The organism is Cupriavidus sp. 05N38 (genome assembly GCF_056397345.1).
In genome coordinates, this window is sequence record NZ_JBFTNF010000004.1 from 1 (window position 1) to 13,455 (window position 13,455).

The window sequence follows — 13,455 nt, forward strand, 5'->3', positions numbered from 1 at the left end:
CCGCGGGCCACGCCCAGGGCTACCGGCGCAGCCACGCGGACGCACACCGCCTGGGGCATCGCCGCGGCATCACCGCATTCGACTGAACGCCGCCGCGCGCGGCGCCGATGAACCGAGTCTGGCGTGACAGCCAGGGGGGGCGTTCGTGYCTCGCCGGCGCCGCCGTTGCCTGGATCCACACTGGGGGGACCGTCAAATGAGAAACGTACGTGCAATCGTGATGCTGCTGGTGGCGGCACTGGCCGGGCTGGCGGCGGTCGTGCTGGCCTCGCGCTGGATGATCGAGCAGAGCTCGGGCAGCGTCACCAAGGTGTTAGTGGCCGGTACCGACATCAACCTCGGGCAGCGGCTCGCGCCCGAGTTCGTCAAGGTCGTCGACTGGCCGCGCGAGAGCCTGCCGCCCGGCGCGCTGACCGACCAGAAGCTGATCGACGGGCGCGTGACCAAGGCCAGCGTGATGCGCGGCGAGCCCATCYTCGAATCCAAGCTCACGCCGGTCGGCACGCGCGGCGGCCTCTCCGCCGTGATCGCCGAAGGCAAGCGCGCCATCACCGTGCGCGTCAACGACGTGGTGGGCGTGGCCGGCTTCGCGCTGCCGGGCAGCTTCGTCGACATCATCGTCAACACACAGAAAGACCAGGCCAAGAACGAAGGCGCCTCGCAGACCGAGCAGTCGATCTCCAAGATCGTGCTCGAGAAGATCCTCGTGCTCGCCATCGCGCAGGAGGTCAACCGCGACGAGACCAAACCCAAGGTGGTCAACGCCGTGACGCTGGAAGTCTCTCCCGACGAAGCCGAGAAGCTCGACCTCGCACGCAGCGTGGGCACGCTCTCGCTGGTGCTGCGCAACCAGATCGATCCGCGCCCGGTGGAAACCGCCGGCGCCACCAAGCGCAGCCTGCTCAACGAACCGGTGCTCAAGGCCGCGGTGACGGCCGCGCCGGTGGCCAAGGTGGTGCAGGTCGTGCAGCGCATCGCCGAGAAGAAGGTCTCGCGCAACTGCGTGGGCGTGATCAGCGGGATGCAGCAAAACCAAGAATGCTTCTAATGCGCGCACGCTGAGCAAGCCAGATGCCGGCCCCAGCCAATGGGGTCAACAAACCGGGGAAATCAAATGGATCGACACCATACCCAGGAGGGCAGCCCGCGCAGCCGTGCGCCGCGCAACGGCCCCTCACGCCTGAACCTAACCGCGCTCGCCGTGCTGTCCATGACCTGCGTCTGGCTGGCCAGTGAACAGGCACAGGCCGCCGATGCCGCAGGCACCGCCGGCAACACTGGCAATGCTGGCAACGCAGCGAATGCGGCCAATGCGGCGAACGCAGCCGCCCAGGCCGCGCCACAGGCAATGAAGCTGGCCGCCAACGGCCCGATCCAGCTCACGATCGGCGCGGCCAGCGTGCCACCGCCGCCCGCCGACGCCAGCATCAGCCGCGGCCCGAACTGCTCTGGCGCCACGCGCGATCCGCAACAGGTGACGGTGCCGGTCGGCAAGTCGCGCATGCTGCAGTTGCCCGAGGCCGTGCGCACGCGCACGCTGGGCAACCCAGGCGTGGTCCAGGCCATGCTGGTGTCGCCGCAGACGCTCTACCTGCTCGGCCTGGATATCGGCACGACCAACATGATCGTGCAGGGCAAGAGTGGCAACTGCACCGTGATCGACGTCACGGTGGGCGCCGACCCCGGCGGCCTGCAGACCAGCCTGCACGAGCTCGTGCCCGAGGCCCGCAAGGTGCGCGTATCGTCGGCGGCCGACAGCCTGGTGCTGACCGGCAACGTGCCGGACTCCACCGTGGCGCAGATGGTGATCGACATCGCCAACGCGTTCGTGATCCGCCAGACGCGCAGCCCGATGTCGGCGCCCCCGCAAGGCTTCGGCGCGCCCGGCCAGCCCATGCTCGCCATGAACGGCATGCCCATGGGCGGCATGGGGATGGGCATGGTCGGCGCTGGCGGCGCCGGCGGGCAGCCGCTGCGCAGCCAGCGCATCATCAACATGATGAGCGTCGACGCGCCCCAGCAGGTGATGCTGGAAGTGAAGGTCGCCGAAGTCTCCAAGACGCTGATCGACCAGCTCGGCGCCGCGGCCAACCTCAACGGCGCCTTCGGCAGCTGGACCTTCGGCCTGCTGGCCAACTTCCTCTCGGGCGGCGCGGGCGTGCTCTCCGGTGTCAAGAACAATAACCTGCCCTTCAACTTCCAGGTCGATGCACAAAAAGGCGACAGCCTGGTCAAGGTGCTGGCCGAGCCCAACCTGATGGCCATCAGCGGGCAGGAAGCCAGCTTCCTCGCCGGCGGCAAGGTGTTTATCCYGGTACCGCAGGCTTCGAGCGCGGGCGGCACCACCATCACGCTGCAGGAAGAAACCTTCGGCGTGGGACTGCGCTTCACGCCGACGGTACTCGCCAACGGCCGCATCAACCTGAAGGTGGCGCCCGAGGTGTCCGAGCTGTCGCCGACCGGCGTCGCGCTGACCGCGCCCAACCTGAGCGGCACCACCATCCTGCCTTTGATCACGACCCGGCGCGCATCCACCACGCTGCAGGTCATGGACGGGCAGAGCTTCGCCATCGGCGGCCTGATCAAGAGCAACGTGACGGGTAGCCTGAAAGCACTGCCGGGCGCGGGCGAGCTGCCCATCCTTGGCAACCTGTTCCGCAGCACCAACTTCCAGCAGGACAAGAGCGAGCTGCTGTTCGTGGTGACGCCGCGCCTGGTCAAGCCGTTGCCGGCCAACTACCCGATGCCGACCGACTCCTTCGGCAAGCCGACGCCGGGCGAGGTCTTCATCAACGGCAACATGGAAGGTCATCCCGACGTGAACCTGCTGCCGGCCGCGCCAGCCAACCCGCAGCCCGCGCCGGTCGGCGCTCCGGCCGCACCGATGGCCCCGGCCCCGGCCGCGCCCACCACGAGACAGGAGCCGATGGCCGGTCCGCGCGACAGCGCCGCCGCCCTGCCCGCACCCACCATCGCCGGTACGGCGACTAGCGCGGACTCCGCGCAATGAACAGGGGACACATCATGGACTTCCGCCATAGCCTTGCCCGCGTCGCGCGGTTCGCCCTCGCCAGCGCCGCCGCGTGCGCGGCAGCTGGCCTGGCCGGCTGCATGACCACCACGCCGGTGTACGACGCCCACTTCGGCGAAGCGGTGCGCATCGTGCGCGCCATGCAGACGCTCAACCCGGATGCATCGCTGAACACCGACCCGGTCACCGGCGTCGACGCCCGCAGCGCCACCTACGCGATGGACCGCTACAACCAGTCGTACCGCAACCCGCCCACCGACGCGAACGCGTACGCGATCGGGGTCGGCTCGGGCTCGTCGTCGGCGATGTCCTCGGCGCCATGACCGGAAGGCGGTGCGCGGCGGCTCCGGAAGCGCCGCCGCGCACCGGCAGCTTCAACTGAAACTGGGAGAAATGGAGATGGCAAAGCTTATTCTGGTCTCGGGCGACGAGACGCGTGCGCGGCAGATGTCCTCGATGGCCGGACAGGCCGCCACGCAACGCCAGCTGCAACTGGTCTGCGCCGACCCGGAGAAGGCGCTCGGCATGGCCGGGCTGATCCATCCCTCCGACTTCCTGGTGCTGCAGGCCGACGACTTCAGCCCCGACATCCTCGAGCGGCTGCGCCAGCGCTTCCCCGAGCCGGGCGACGTGCCCTGCATCCTGGTCGCGCCGTCGCCGTCGGCCGAGCTGCTGATGCGGGCCATGCGCATGGGCATCCGCAGCGTGCTGCACTGGCCGCTGGACCCGCGCGAGTTCAACGACGAGCTCGAGCGGCTCGCGGTCAAGCCGCTCACCGGCAGCAGCCTTGAGGCGCGCACCTTCACCTTCGCCGCCTGCAAGGGCGGCAGCGGCACCACGTTCGTCGCCGCCAACTTTGGCTACGCGCTGGCCGCGCGGCGCCACAAGCGCGTGCTGCTGGTGGACCTGGTCCAGCAGTTCGGCGACGCTGCCTTCCTGGTCACCGACAAGGCGCCGCCGGCCACGCTGGCCGATATCTGCCAGCAGGTGGACCGGCTGGACCTGGCCTTGCTCGACGCCTGCATCACGCACGCGCATCCGAACTTCGATGTGATCGCCGGGGCCGGCGACCCGGTCAAGGCGGGCGACATCAAGTCCGCCCATCTCGAGAACATCCTGGACCTGGTGCGTCCGGCCTACGACGTGATCATCTTCGACATCGGGCAGGACATCAACCCTTCGTCGATCATGGTGCTGGATCACAGCGACACGATCTACCCCGTGATGCAGCTCAGCCTGCCCTACCTGCGCGCCGGGCGCAGCCTGATGGACATCTTCCGCTCGCTGGGCTATCCGGCCGAGCGCATGCACCTGGTGGTCAACGCCTTCGACAAGCATTCGCCGGTGAGCGTACGCACGCTCGAGGAAACCCTGGGCGCCAAGGTAGCGCATGTGCTGCCGGCGGATGCCCGAGCCGCGCGCGACGCGAGCAACCAGGGCCTGCCCGTGCTGCAACTGGGCGAGCACAGCGCGATCTCGCGCGCGCTGGTGCAGATGGTCGAGACCGTCTACCCGAATGCGCCGAGGCAGCACGAGGGCCTGCTGCGCAAGCTGCTCGGCCATGGCAAGGACCGCGGCGCGCAGGGCGTGCCGGTGGAACGGCACGCCTGAGCGCCGGCAAAGGGACTAGTCCGCGAATCGGATACCGGCGCGCGACGCGCCACGGAGAATCGACATGTCACTGCGTGAACAACTCTATGAAAAGGCCGGCGAGACCGTGGCCGAGCGCGTCGGCCCGGCCACCACCACCGCCAACGCCGCCTACCAGCAGCTCAAGATGGAGATCCACGAAGCCATCATCGAACGCGTGGAACTGGAAAAGCTGCAACGGCTCTCGCCCGAGCAGGTCCGCCGCGAACTGGCGTTGCTGGTGGAGCGCATCATCGACGAGCGCAACATACCGATCAACGAGACCGAGCGCAAGCGGCTGGTGTCGGACGTGCGCGACGAGATGCTGGGCTTCGGCCCGCTCGAGCCGCTGCTCACCGACCCCACCGTCTCCGACATCCTGGTCAACACGTTCAAGCAGGTCTATGTGGAGCGCCGCGGCAAGCTGGAGCTGACCGACGTGACCTTCCGCGACGATGCCCACCTGATGAAGGTCATCGACAAGATGGTGTCGCGCGTGGGCCGGCGCATCGACGAATCGAGCCCGATGGTGGATGCGCGCCTGCCCGACGGCTCGCGCGTCAACGCCATCATCCCGCCGTCCGCGGTGGACGGCCCCCTGCTCTCCATCCGGCGCTTCTCCGTGAACCCGCTGATGGTCAAGGACCTGGTGGAGCTACAGACGCTCACACCGCCGATGGCGCAGCTGATCGAAGCCATGGTCAAGGCCAAGCTCAATATCCTGATCTCGGGCGGCACCGGCAGCGGCAAGACCACCATGCTCAACATCCTGTCGGGCTTTATCCCGGCGAGCGAGCGCATCGTCACGATCGAGGACGCGGCCGAACTCCAGATGCGGCAGAACCATGTGCTGCGCCTCGAAACGCGCCCGCCCAACATCGAAGGCCGGGGCGAGATCACGCAGCGCGCGCTGGTAAAGAACGCGCTGCGGATGCGCCCGGACCGCATCATCCTGGGCGAAGTCCGCGGCGCCGAGGCGCTCGACATGCTGCACGCGATGAACACCGGCCACGAAGGCTCGCTCGCCACCATCCACGCCAACAGCCCGCGCGACGCGCTGACCCGGCTCGAGAACATGATCAGCATGGCCGGCCTGTCGCTGCCGCCGCGCACCATGCGCCAGCAGATCGTGTCGGCACTGACCGTGATCCTGCAGGTCTCGCGCCTGACCGACGGCCGCCGCAAGCTGATGAGCGTGCAGGAGATCACCGGCATGGAGAGCGATGTCGTCAACATGCAGGAGATCTTCACCTTCAAGCGTTCCGGCGTCGACGCCGAGGGCCGCGTGAAGGGCCACTTCTGCGCCACCGGCGTGCGCCCGCACTTCTGCGAGCGGCTGCAGGCGTTCGGCGTGACCGTGCCGGAACGGCTGTTCGAGCCATCCATGCGCTTCGAGGTATGAACCGCGCACGCCCTGCGCAGGAGACCAGCCATGAACCCGACTCTCGCGGCCTTCGCCMTCTCGCTGTTCATCGCCATCGTGCTGTTGCTGGTGCTGGGCTACCAGTGGTGGCAGCACAAGCACAGCGCCGGCGCGCGGCGCCTGGGGCGCCGCCTGCAGGCGGTGGCCCACGCGACCTGGGACGAGCACACCGCGTCCATCATGAAGGAGCGTGCCCTCTCCGGCTCGGCCAGGTTCGCCAGCCTGCTGCGCAAGCTGCCGCGCATCCACGCGCTGGACAAACTGCTGATGCAGTCGGGCCTGTACTGGAACGTGTCGACGTTCCTGGGCTTCACGTTCCTTCCGGCGGCCGCGATCTTCGCCTTCGGCATGCTGCTGGGGCTGCCCCCCATCGCGGTGGCGGCCGCCGCGCTGTGCGCGCTCGCGACGCCGCTCTGGTTTGTGCTCCGGCGCCGCAGCCGCCGCCTCCAGCTGATCGAAGCGCAGCTTCCGGAAGGCGCCGACCTGATCAGCCGCGCGCTGCGCGCCGGGCACTCTTTCTCGAGCGCGCTGGACATGGCTGGCAACGAACTGCCGGAGCCGCTCGGCGCCGAGTTCCGCATGACGTTCGACGAACTCAACTTCGGCGCGTCGATGCATGACGCGCTCACCAACATGGCCGACCGCGCGCCACTGCCCGACCTGCGCTACCTCGTCATCGCGGTGCTGATCCAGCGCGAGTCCGGCGGCAACCTGGCGGAGATCCTCGGCAACGTCAGCCGCATCATCCGCGAGCGCATGAAGCTGCTCGGGCACGTGCGGGTGCTGTCTGCCGAAGGACGCTTCTCCGGGATCATCCTCTCGGTGCTGCCGTTCGCCGTGGCCGGCGCCATGTACGTGCTCAATCCCACCTTCCTCGACCCGCTCGCGAGCGATCCGGTCGGGCCCTGGATCGTGGGATACGCGGTGCTGCTGATGCTGCTGGGCCTGCTGTGGATGCGCAAGATCGTCCGCATCCACATGTAGGACGCCGCCACGGCCAAGATGAAGGGGGAATCATGAGAATCGAGCAAATACTGATCCTGGTCTTCGCGTTCCTGGTGGCCTTCGGCGTGACGCTGGGCGCCATGATGACATTCCAGGCCGATGCGCTGCGCCGGCGCATCACCCAGGTCACCAAGTCGGCCGTGCCCGAGGACGAGGTGCCGTCGGTGCTGCAGGACGACTGGATGCGCAAGCTGGAGCGCCTGTCCCAGCCGCTGGCCAGGCTCGCGCTGCCCAAGGAGGGCTGGGAAGGCTCGGCCATCCGCACGCGCTTCATGAACGCCGGCTGGCGCAGCCCTTCCGCCGTGGCGGTCTACTTCGCCGCCAAGACCGCGCTGGCCATGCTGTTTCCGCTGGCGGTGCTGCTGGCCACGCAGGGGGTGATCAGCGAGGACAACCCGCGCCTGCTGCCGGCCGCGCTGCTGGCCGCCGCCATTGCCGGCTTCTACCTGCCCGACCTGGTGCTGCGCCGGCGCATCCGCGTGCGCAAGGAGGCGATCTTCGAAGCCTTCCCCGACGCGCTCGACCTGATCACCGTCTGCGTCGAAGCGGGCCTCGCGCTCGACGCCGCCCTGCTCAAGGTGGTGGACGAGCTGCGCAAGGACAAGAGCGCGCTCGGCGAGGAGCTGGAACTGCTGGTGCTGGAGCTGCGTGCCGGGCTCTCGCGCGAGAAGGCGCTGCGCAACCTGGCGCTGCGCACCGGCGTGGAAGACATCGACATGCTGGTCAGCATGCTGATCCAGGCCGACCGCTTCGGCACCAGCGTGGCCGACTCGCTGCGCGTGCACGCCGACACCCTGCGCACCAAGCGCCGCCAGCGCGCCGAGGAATGCGCGGCCAAGATCGCCGTGAAGCTGCTGTTCCCGCTGACGCTGTTCATCCTGCCGTCGCTGTTCGTGGTGCTGCTCGGCTCGCCGGCAATCCAGTTCTACCGCACGCTGATCCCGTACATGATGGGCAACGGGCAATAGGCCGGCCACCCCGCGCCCGTCGCCGGCCGCGCCAGCGGCGCGGCGGCGATGGCAGGCAAGGCGGGCACAACCAAACGCAGGAGGTCCTACCATGCAACCCTCGGCAATCCTCGGGCGGCTGCGCCAGCGCGGTGCCAGCGCCGTCGAGTTCGCGCTGGTGGCGCCCGTGTTCTTCCTGCTCTTCTTCTCCATCGTCGACTTCAGCATGATGATGTTCGCCAACCTCACCATGCAGAATGCCGTGCGCGAAGGCGCGCGCTTCGCCGTCACCGGGCAGAGTACCCTCGACCCGGCCAACACCACCCAGCAGCGCTACCAGGCCGTGCTGGCCAAGATCCACGACACCTCGCTGGGCATCTACGACATGTCCGGCGCCACCGTGACCACCTGGGTCAACGGCAGCACGCAGGCCAACGGCGGCACGATGTTCGGCGGCGCCGGCGACCTCGTGGTGATCCAGGTCAATTGCTCCTGGCCGCTGCTCACGCCGATGGTGGCCGCGTTCTTCTCTTCCACGGGCGGCAAGTACACGTTCAGCGTGGCCGCCACCATGCGCAACGAGGCCTTCTGATGAAACGCATCCGCCCCCTGCCGCGCAGGCGTGCCGCACGCGGCATCGCCAGCCTCGAGTTCGCCATCCTGCTGCCGATCTTCATCTTCCTCACCCTGCCGGTGATCGACTTCGCGCGGGCCATCCAGGCCAACCTGATCCTGGTCAACCTGACGCGCGAAGGCGCCAGCCTCGCCTCGCGCAGCTCTGCCTACACGCCGCAGGACATCATGACCGCGCTGGCGCAGACCACGCCGCCGCTGAAAATGAGCCAGCGCGGCATGATCTACATCACCAAGGTCATGGGCGACAACGAGTGCAACAAGAACGGCAAGAACTGCGCCGTGCGCAACATCGTGCTCGAGCAATACCGCTGGGCCGGGGGCTGGTCGCTCGGCGGCTCGGTCCCGGGCAGCAAGGTCTGGAACTGCGGCAGCGGCAGCGGCCAGTGGCAGAGCGACGGCAGCTGCGGCAGCATGCCCGCCGGCGGCAGCACGTCGCCCACCGCCAATGCCATGACGGGCCTGCTCAGCGACGGCCAGATCGTCTACGTGGTCGAGTCTTACTACAACTTCGACATGTTGTTCAAAGGGCTGACCATGGGGCTGCTCAAGATGCCGGACATCGGCCCCAACCTGTATTCGGTCACATCGTTCTGACTGCCGCCACAAGAACAAGACAAAGGAGCCGCCATGAAAACCCCGCGAACGACACTGCGAAGCACGCGCGCGCCGGGTGCCGGCAGGCAGCGCGGCCAGATCACCCTGGTCGCCGCCGTGACGATGATCGGCCTGCTCGGCGCGGCCGGGCTCGCGATCGACGCGGGCATGGCCTACGTGACCAAGGCCAAGCTCAATGCCGCGGTGGACTCGGCCGCGGTCGCCGCGGCGCGCGCCGTCACCAACGGCACCACGCAACCCGACCAGGCGGCCGCCGCACGGCAGGCGGCGCAGGACTTCTTCAACACCAATTTCCCGAGCGGCTACCTGCAGGCCGTGCCGACGCTGGCCACGCCGGCCGTGCTGTTCGACACCCCGACCGCGGGCGCGGTCACCATCAATGTCTCGGCATCGGCCACCATGCCGCTCACACTGATGAAGGTGCTCGGCATGAACAACGTCGCGGTCGCCGCGACGGCCCAGTCGATCCGCAAGGACCTCGACCTGATCTTCGTGATCGATGCGTCCGGTTCGATGTCGCCCGTCTGGAGCACGGTCAAGTCCAACGCCAACACCTTTCTCGACCAGTTCAGCCCCTCGTCGGACCGCGTCGGGCTCGTGCATTTCGCCTCGGGCGCTGTCTCCGACATCCCGATCAGCAAGACCACGCGCGGCTTCGACCGCAAGACGATGCAGAGCACCATCAGCGGCCTGAGCAATGGCGGCAACACGAACTATGCCGAGGCCCTGTACCAGGCCCGCTCCCAGCTTGACAGCATCACCACCAACCGCTCCAGCCTGCGCGTGGTGGTGTTCTTCTCGGACGGGCAGCCCAACACGCTGGCGGCCACCTACCAGATGGGCAGCACCACGAGTACGCGGGTCACCACGTGCGGGCGCCGCAGTTGCTCTAGCACCACCACCACCGGCGCCACCACGCCGACCGGCAACAGCTGCGCGGGCGGCATCACGGCATCGTCGCCCGGCTCCACGCCCAATGGCTTCTATATCACCACGGTACAGAACACCAAGATGAGCGGCGCATGCGCCAACGTGAGCAACAGCAACAGCACCGGCGACGACAACAACGGCAACAGCGACGGCACCGTCGTCACGACGACGGTGCAGCCGATGGGCATGCCGCAGTACTACAACGCGCACAATGCCTCCGACCAGGAGTTCCCGATCTACCCGACCACCGTGCCGTACACCGTCACGTCGGCATACTCGTCCCAGAACGTCTACAACGCCGCCACCAACGTCGCTGTGGAGATGGCCAGCTACCTGCGCAACAACAATGTGTACGTGTTCACGCTGGGACTCGACGGCAACGGCGGCTTCGACGCGAACCTGCTCAAGAACATGGCGAATACCATCGACGCGCCGCTGTACAACAAGAACCAGACCTCCGGCGTCTACTGCTACGCCAAGACCATCGACAACCTGAAGCCTTGCTTCTCCAAGCTCGCCTCCGAGATCCTGCGCATCTCCAAATAGGTGCATGGCCCGGCCGCGCTTGACCGCGGCCGGGGTTTTCTGAAGAATCCATGCGAACGGGCACGCCGCGCCCGGGCGTGCGCGCGGCATGGAGAGAGCATGAAGATCCGCATCCTCAGCGACCTGCACATCGAACACGACATCCCCGCATCCGTGCCCGACTGCGCCGCCGACCTGGTGGTACTGGCGGGCGACATTGCCAACGGCCGCACCGGCGTGGACTGGGCCGCCAGCACGTTTGCCCAGCCGGTGGTCTACGTGCCCGGCAACCACGAGTACTACGAGAGTGCGTTCGACACGGCCGAGGCCGCCATGGCCGACGCGGCGCGCGACGCGGCCCATGTCCATCTGCTCAACGGGGCCGTTGCCTACTTCGACGGCCCCGCCGGCGAGCGCGCGCGCGTGATCGGCACCACCTGGTGGACCGACTACACACTGTTCGGCACCGGCCGGCGCGACGAGGCCATGCGGGCGTGCGCCAGCCGGATGGTGGATCACCGCCTGATCGAGATCGACGGCGGCGACGGCCAGCGCCGCCGCTTCACCACCGACGATGCGCTCGCGCTGCACGAGACCGCCAGCGCCTGGCTGGCGGCGCAGCTCGCCGCGCCGTTCGATGGCAAGACCGTGGTGGTGACGCACCACGCCCCCGATCTCGGCAGCCTGGATCCACGCTACTCGCACGACGTGGTCTCCGCGGGTTTCATCTCGCGCCGGCCCGACCTGGTTGCGCAGGCCGACCTGTGGATCCATGGCCATACGCATACGGGCTTCGACTACCGTCTCGACGGCGCGCGCGTGGTGTGCAATCCGCGCGGCTACGTGCGACGCCATACCGGCGAGCTGGAGAACCCGGCATTCGACTGGTGCTTCACCGTGGAGATCTGAAGCCGCCCAGTCCGCGCGAAGCGGCGGCCCCAAGACAAAAACCCCCGCCGGCTCGCGCCAGCGGGGGTTTTTGCTACTACGGATGCTACGGGTAAAGCAGGCTGCCCTGGAGGCAGGCCGGCAGATTTACATCATGCCGTCCATGCCGCCCATGCCACCCATGCCGCCCGGCATTGCCGGAGCCGAATCGTCCTTCGGCAGTTCTGCAACTGCGCAGTCGGTGGTCAGCATCAGCGACGCGACCGAAGCTGCGTTCTGCAGCGCGGTGCGGGTCACCTTGGTCGGGTCCAGCACGCCCATTTCCACCAGGTCACCGTACTCGCCGGTGGCGGCGTTGTAGCCGTAGTTGCCCTTGCCGTCGATGACCTTGGCCACCACGACCGAGGCTTCTTCGCCAGCGTTCAGGACGATCTGGCGCAGCGGCTCTTCCATGGCGCGCAGCACGATCTTGATGCCGGCGTTCTGGTCGGCGTTGTCGCCGGTCAGGTTCGCGATGGCAGCGCGAGCGCGCAGCAGGGCCACACCGCCGCCGGGGACAATACCTTCTTCCACGGCTGCGCGGGTTGCGTGGAGTGCATCTTCCACACGTGCCTTCTTTTCCTTCATTTCGACTTCGGTGGCTGCGCCAACCTTGATCACTGCAACGCCGCCGGCCAGCTTGGCCACGCGCTCTTGCAGCTTTTCACGGTCGTAGTCCGAGGTCGCTTCTTCGATCTGGGCACGGATCTGCTTCACGCGGGCTTCGATCGAAGCTGCATCGCCGGCGCCATCGATGATGATGGTGTTTTCCTTGCCGATTTCGATGCGCTTGGCTTGACCCAGTTCTTGCAGGGTTGCCTTTTCCAACGTCAGGCCGATTTCCTCGGCGATCACTGCACCGCCGGTCAGGATGGCGATGTCTTCCAGCATGGCCTTGCGGCGGTCGCCGAAGCCCGGAGCCTTGACGGCGGCGGTCTTCAGGATGCCACGGATGTTGTTCACCACCAGGGTCGCCAGGGCTTCGCCTTCGACGTCTTCAGCGATGATCAGCAGCGGGCGGCCCGACTTGGCCACTTGCTCCAGCACCGGCAGCAGGTCGCGGATGTTCGAGATCTTCTTGTCGAACAGCAGCACGAACGGGTTGTCGAGGGCGACAACTTGCTTTTCCGGGTTGTTGATGAAGTACGGCGACAGGTAGCCGCGGTCGAACTGCATGCCTTCCACGACTTCCAGCTCGTCGGCCAGCGACTTGCCGTCTTCCACGGTGATCACGCCTTCCTTGCCGACCTTGTCCATCGCTTCAGCGATCAGGTTGCCGATCACTTCGTCGCTGTTGGCGGAGATCGAGCCGACCTGGGCGATTTCCTTGCTGGTGGTGGTGGTCTTGGTCAGCTTCTTCAGCTCTTCGACCGCGTTCACCACAGCCTTGTCGATGCCGCGCTTCAGGTCCATCGGGTTCATGCCGGCGGCAACGTACTTCATGCCTTCGCGCACGATCGACTGGGCCAGCACGGTTGCGGTGGTGGTACCGTCACCGGCGTTGTCGCTGGTCTTGGAAGCCACTTCCTTGACCATCTGCGCGCCCATGTTCTGCAGCTTGTCCTTCAGTTCGATTTCCTTGGCCACGGACACGCCGTCCTTGGTCACGGTCGGGCCGCCGAAGCTACGCTCCAGCACCACGTTGCGGCCCTTCGGGCCCAGGGTCACCTTCACTGCGTTGGCGAGAATGTTCACGCCTTCGACCATCTTGGCACGGGCGGCGTCGCCGAACACTACGTCTTTAGCTGCCATGTTCTGAATCTCCTAAATCTGTACGGGGGGTGGCG

General features: G+C 67.3%; 12 protein-coding genes. 11 read left to right on the forward strand and 1 reads right to left on the reverse strand.

The annotated features are described in order from the left end of the window. Positions 1 to 196 precede the first annotated feature (196 nt). From cpaB to AC1DK4_RS04860, 11 genes are all read left to right on the forward strand, one after another. Positions 197 to 1,048 (forward strand): Flp pilus assembly protein CpaB, encoded by an 852-nt coding sequence (gene cpaB, locus AC1DK4_RS04810; RefSeq protein ID WP_477131418.1) that lies wholly within the window; start codon positions 197 to 199, stop codon positions 1,046 to 1,048. Positions 1,049 to 1,114: 66 nt separating this feature from the next. Beyond that, on the forward strand, positions 1,115 to 3,010 hold the full coding sequence (locus AC1DK4_RS04815) for a type II and III secretion system protein family protein (RefSeq protein ID WP_477131419.1): 1,896 nt from the start codon (positions 1,115 to 1,117) through the stop codon (positions 3,008 to 3,010). 14 nt (positions 3,011 to 3,024) lie between these two features. Next, positions 3,025 to 3,354, forward strand: a complete 330-nt coding sequence (locus tag AC1DK4_RS04820) for a hypothetical protein (protein WP_441612582.1) — start codon at positions 3,025 to 3,027, stop codon at positions 3,352 to 3,354. 76 nt (positions 3,355 to 3,430) lie between these two features. Continuing rightward, on the forward strand, positions 3,431 to 4,642 hold the full coding sequence (locus tag AC1DK4_RS04825; RefSeq protein WP_441612583.1) for a CpaE/TadZ family protein: 1,212 nt from the start codon (positions 3,431 to 3,433) through the stop codon (positions 4,640 to 4,642). A 64-nt stretch (positions 4,643 to 4,706) separates the two neighbouring features. Further along, complete coding sequence (locus tag AC1DK4_RS04830; protein ID WP_441612584.1) at positions 4,707 to 6,062, forward strand: TadA family conjugal transfer-associated ATPase; 1,356 nt, start codon at positions 4,707 to 4,709, stop codon at positions 6,060 to 6,062. 30 nt (positions 6,063 to 6,092) lie between these two features. Then, positions 6,093 to 7,067 (forward strand): type II secretion system F family protein, encoded by a 975-nt coding sequence (locus AC1DK4_RS04835; RefSeq protein WP_477131420.1) that lies wholly within the window; start codon positions 6,093 to 6,095, stop codon positions 7,065 to 7,067. A gap of 32 nt (positions 7,068 to 7,099) precedes the next feature. Continuing rightward, the gene (locus tag AC1DK4_RS04840; protein WP_441612586.1) at positions 7,100 to 8,056 is read left to right on the forward strand and encodes a type II secretion system F family protein; all 957 of its coding nucleotides are present in this window, start codon (positions 7,100 to 7,102) and stop codon (positions 8,054 to 8,056) included. A gap of 91 nt (positions 8,057 to 8,147) precedes the next feature. Then, positions 8,148 to 8,627 carry a TadE/TadG family type IV pilus assembly protein gene (locus AC1DK4_RS04845; protein WP_441612587.1) on the forward strand — a complete coding sequence of 160 codons (480 nt, stop codon included), beginning with the start codon at positions 8,148 to 8,150 and terminating at the stop codon, positions 8,625 to 8,627. Then, positions 8,627 to 9,265 carry a TadE family protein gene (locus tag AC1DK4_RS04850; RefSeq protein WP_441612588.1) on the forward strand — a complete coding sequence of 213 codons (639 nt, stop codon included), beginning with the start codon at positions 8,627 to 8,629 and terminating at the stop codon, positions 9,263 to 9,265. Before AC1DK4_RS04845 ends, AC1DK4_RS04850 begins: the two co-directional genes overlap by 1 nt. A gap of 33 nt (positions 9,266 to 9,298) precedes the next feature. After that, positions 9,299 to 10,762: a vWA domain-containing protein gene (locus tag AC1DK4_RS04855; protein WP_441612589.1), complete on the forward strand. Its 1,464-nt coding sequence runs from the start codon at positions 9,299 to 9,301 to the stop codon at positions 10,760 to 10,762. 99 nt (positions 10,763 to 10,861) lie between these two features. Then, the gene (locus AC1DK4_RS04860; protein ID WP_441612590.1) at positions 10,862 to 11,650 is read left to right on the forward strand and encodes a metallophosphoesterase; all 789 of its coding nucleotides are present in this window, start codon (positions 10,862 to 10,864) and stop codon (positions 11,648 to 11,650) included. 126 nt (positions 11,651 to 11,776) lie between these two features. Here AC1DK4_RS04860 and groL read toward each other — a convergent pair whose 3' ends face one another. Then, entirely contained in the window at positions 11,777 to 13,420 is a 1,644-nt protein-coding gene (gene groL / locus AC1DK4_RS04865; protein ID WP_441612591.1) for a chaperonin GroEL, read from the reverse strand. Positions 13,421 to 13,455: the final 35 nt, after the last annotated feature.

Excerpts from the sequence above, each read along its gene's own strand:
- AC1DK4_RS04830 (WP_441612584.1), top strand. The coding sequence starts at position 4,707 with ATGTCACTGCGTGAACAACTCTATGAAAAGGCCGGCGAGACCGTGGCC.
- AC1DK4_RS04855 (WP_441612589.1), top strand. The coding sequence starts at position 9,299 with ATGAAAACCCCGCGAACGACACTGCGAAGCACGCGCGCGCCGGGTGCC.
- AC1DK4_RS04820 (WP_441612582.1), top strand. The coding sequence starts at position 3,025 with ATGGACTTCCGCCATAGCCTTGCCCGCGTCGCGCGGTTCGCCCTCGCC.
- AC1DK4_RS04840 (WP_441612586.1), top strand. The coding sequence starts at position 7,100 with ATGAGAATCGAGCAAATACTGATCCTGGTCTTCGCGTTCCTGGTGGCC.
- AC1DK4_RS04845 (WP_441612587.1), top strand. The coding sequence starts at position 8,148 with ATGCAACCCTCGGCAATCCTCGGGCGGCTGCGCCAGCGCGGTGCCAGC.
- groL (WP_441612591.1), bottom strand. The coding sequence starts at position 13,420 with ATGGCAGCTAAAGACGTAGTGTTCGGCGACGCCGCCCGTGCCAAGATG.
- AC1DK4_RS04860 (WP_441612590.1), top strand. The coding sequence starts at position 10,862 with ATGAAGATCCGCATCCTCAGCGACCTGCACATCGAACACGACATCCCC.
- AC1DK4_RS04825 (WP_441612583.1), top strand. The coding sequence starts at position 3,431 with ATGGCAAAGCTTATTCTGGTCTCGGGCGACGAGACGCGTGCGCGGCAG.
- AC1DK4_RS04850 (WP_441612588.1), top strand. The coding sequence starts at position 8,627 with ATGAAACGCATCCGCCCCCTGCCGCGCAGGCGTGCCGCACGCGGCATC.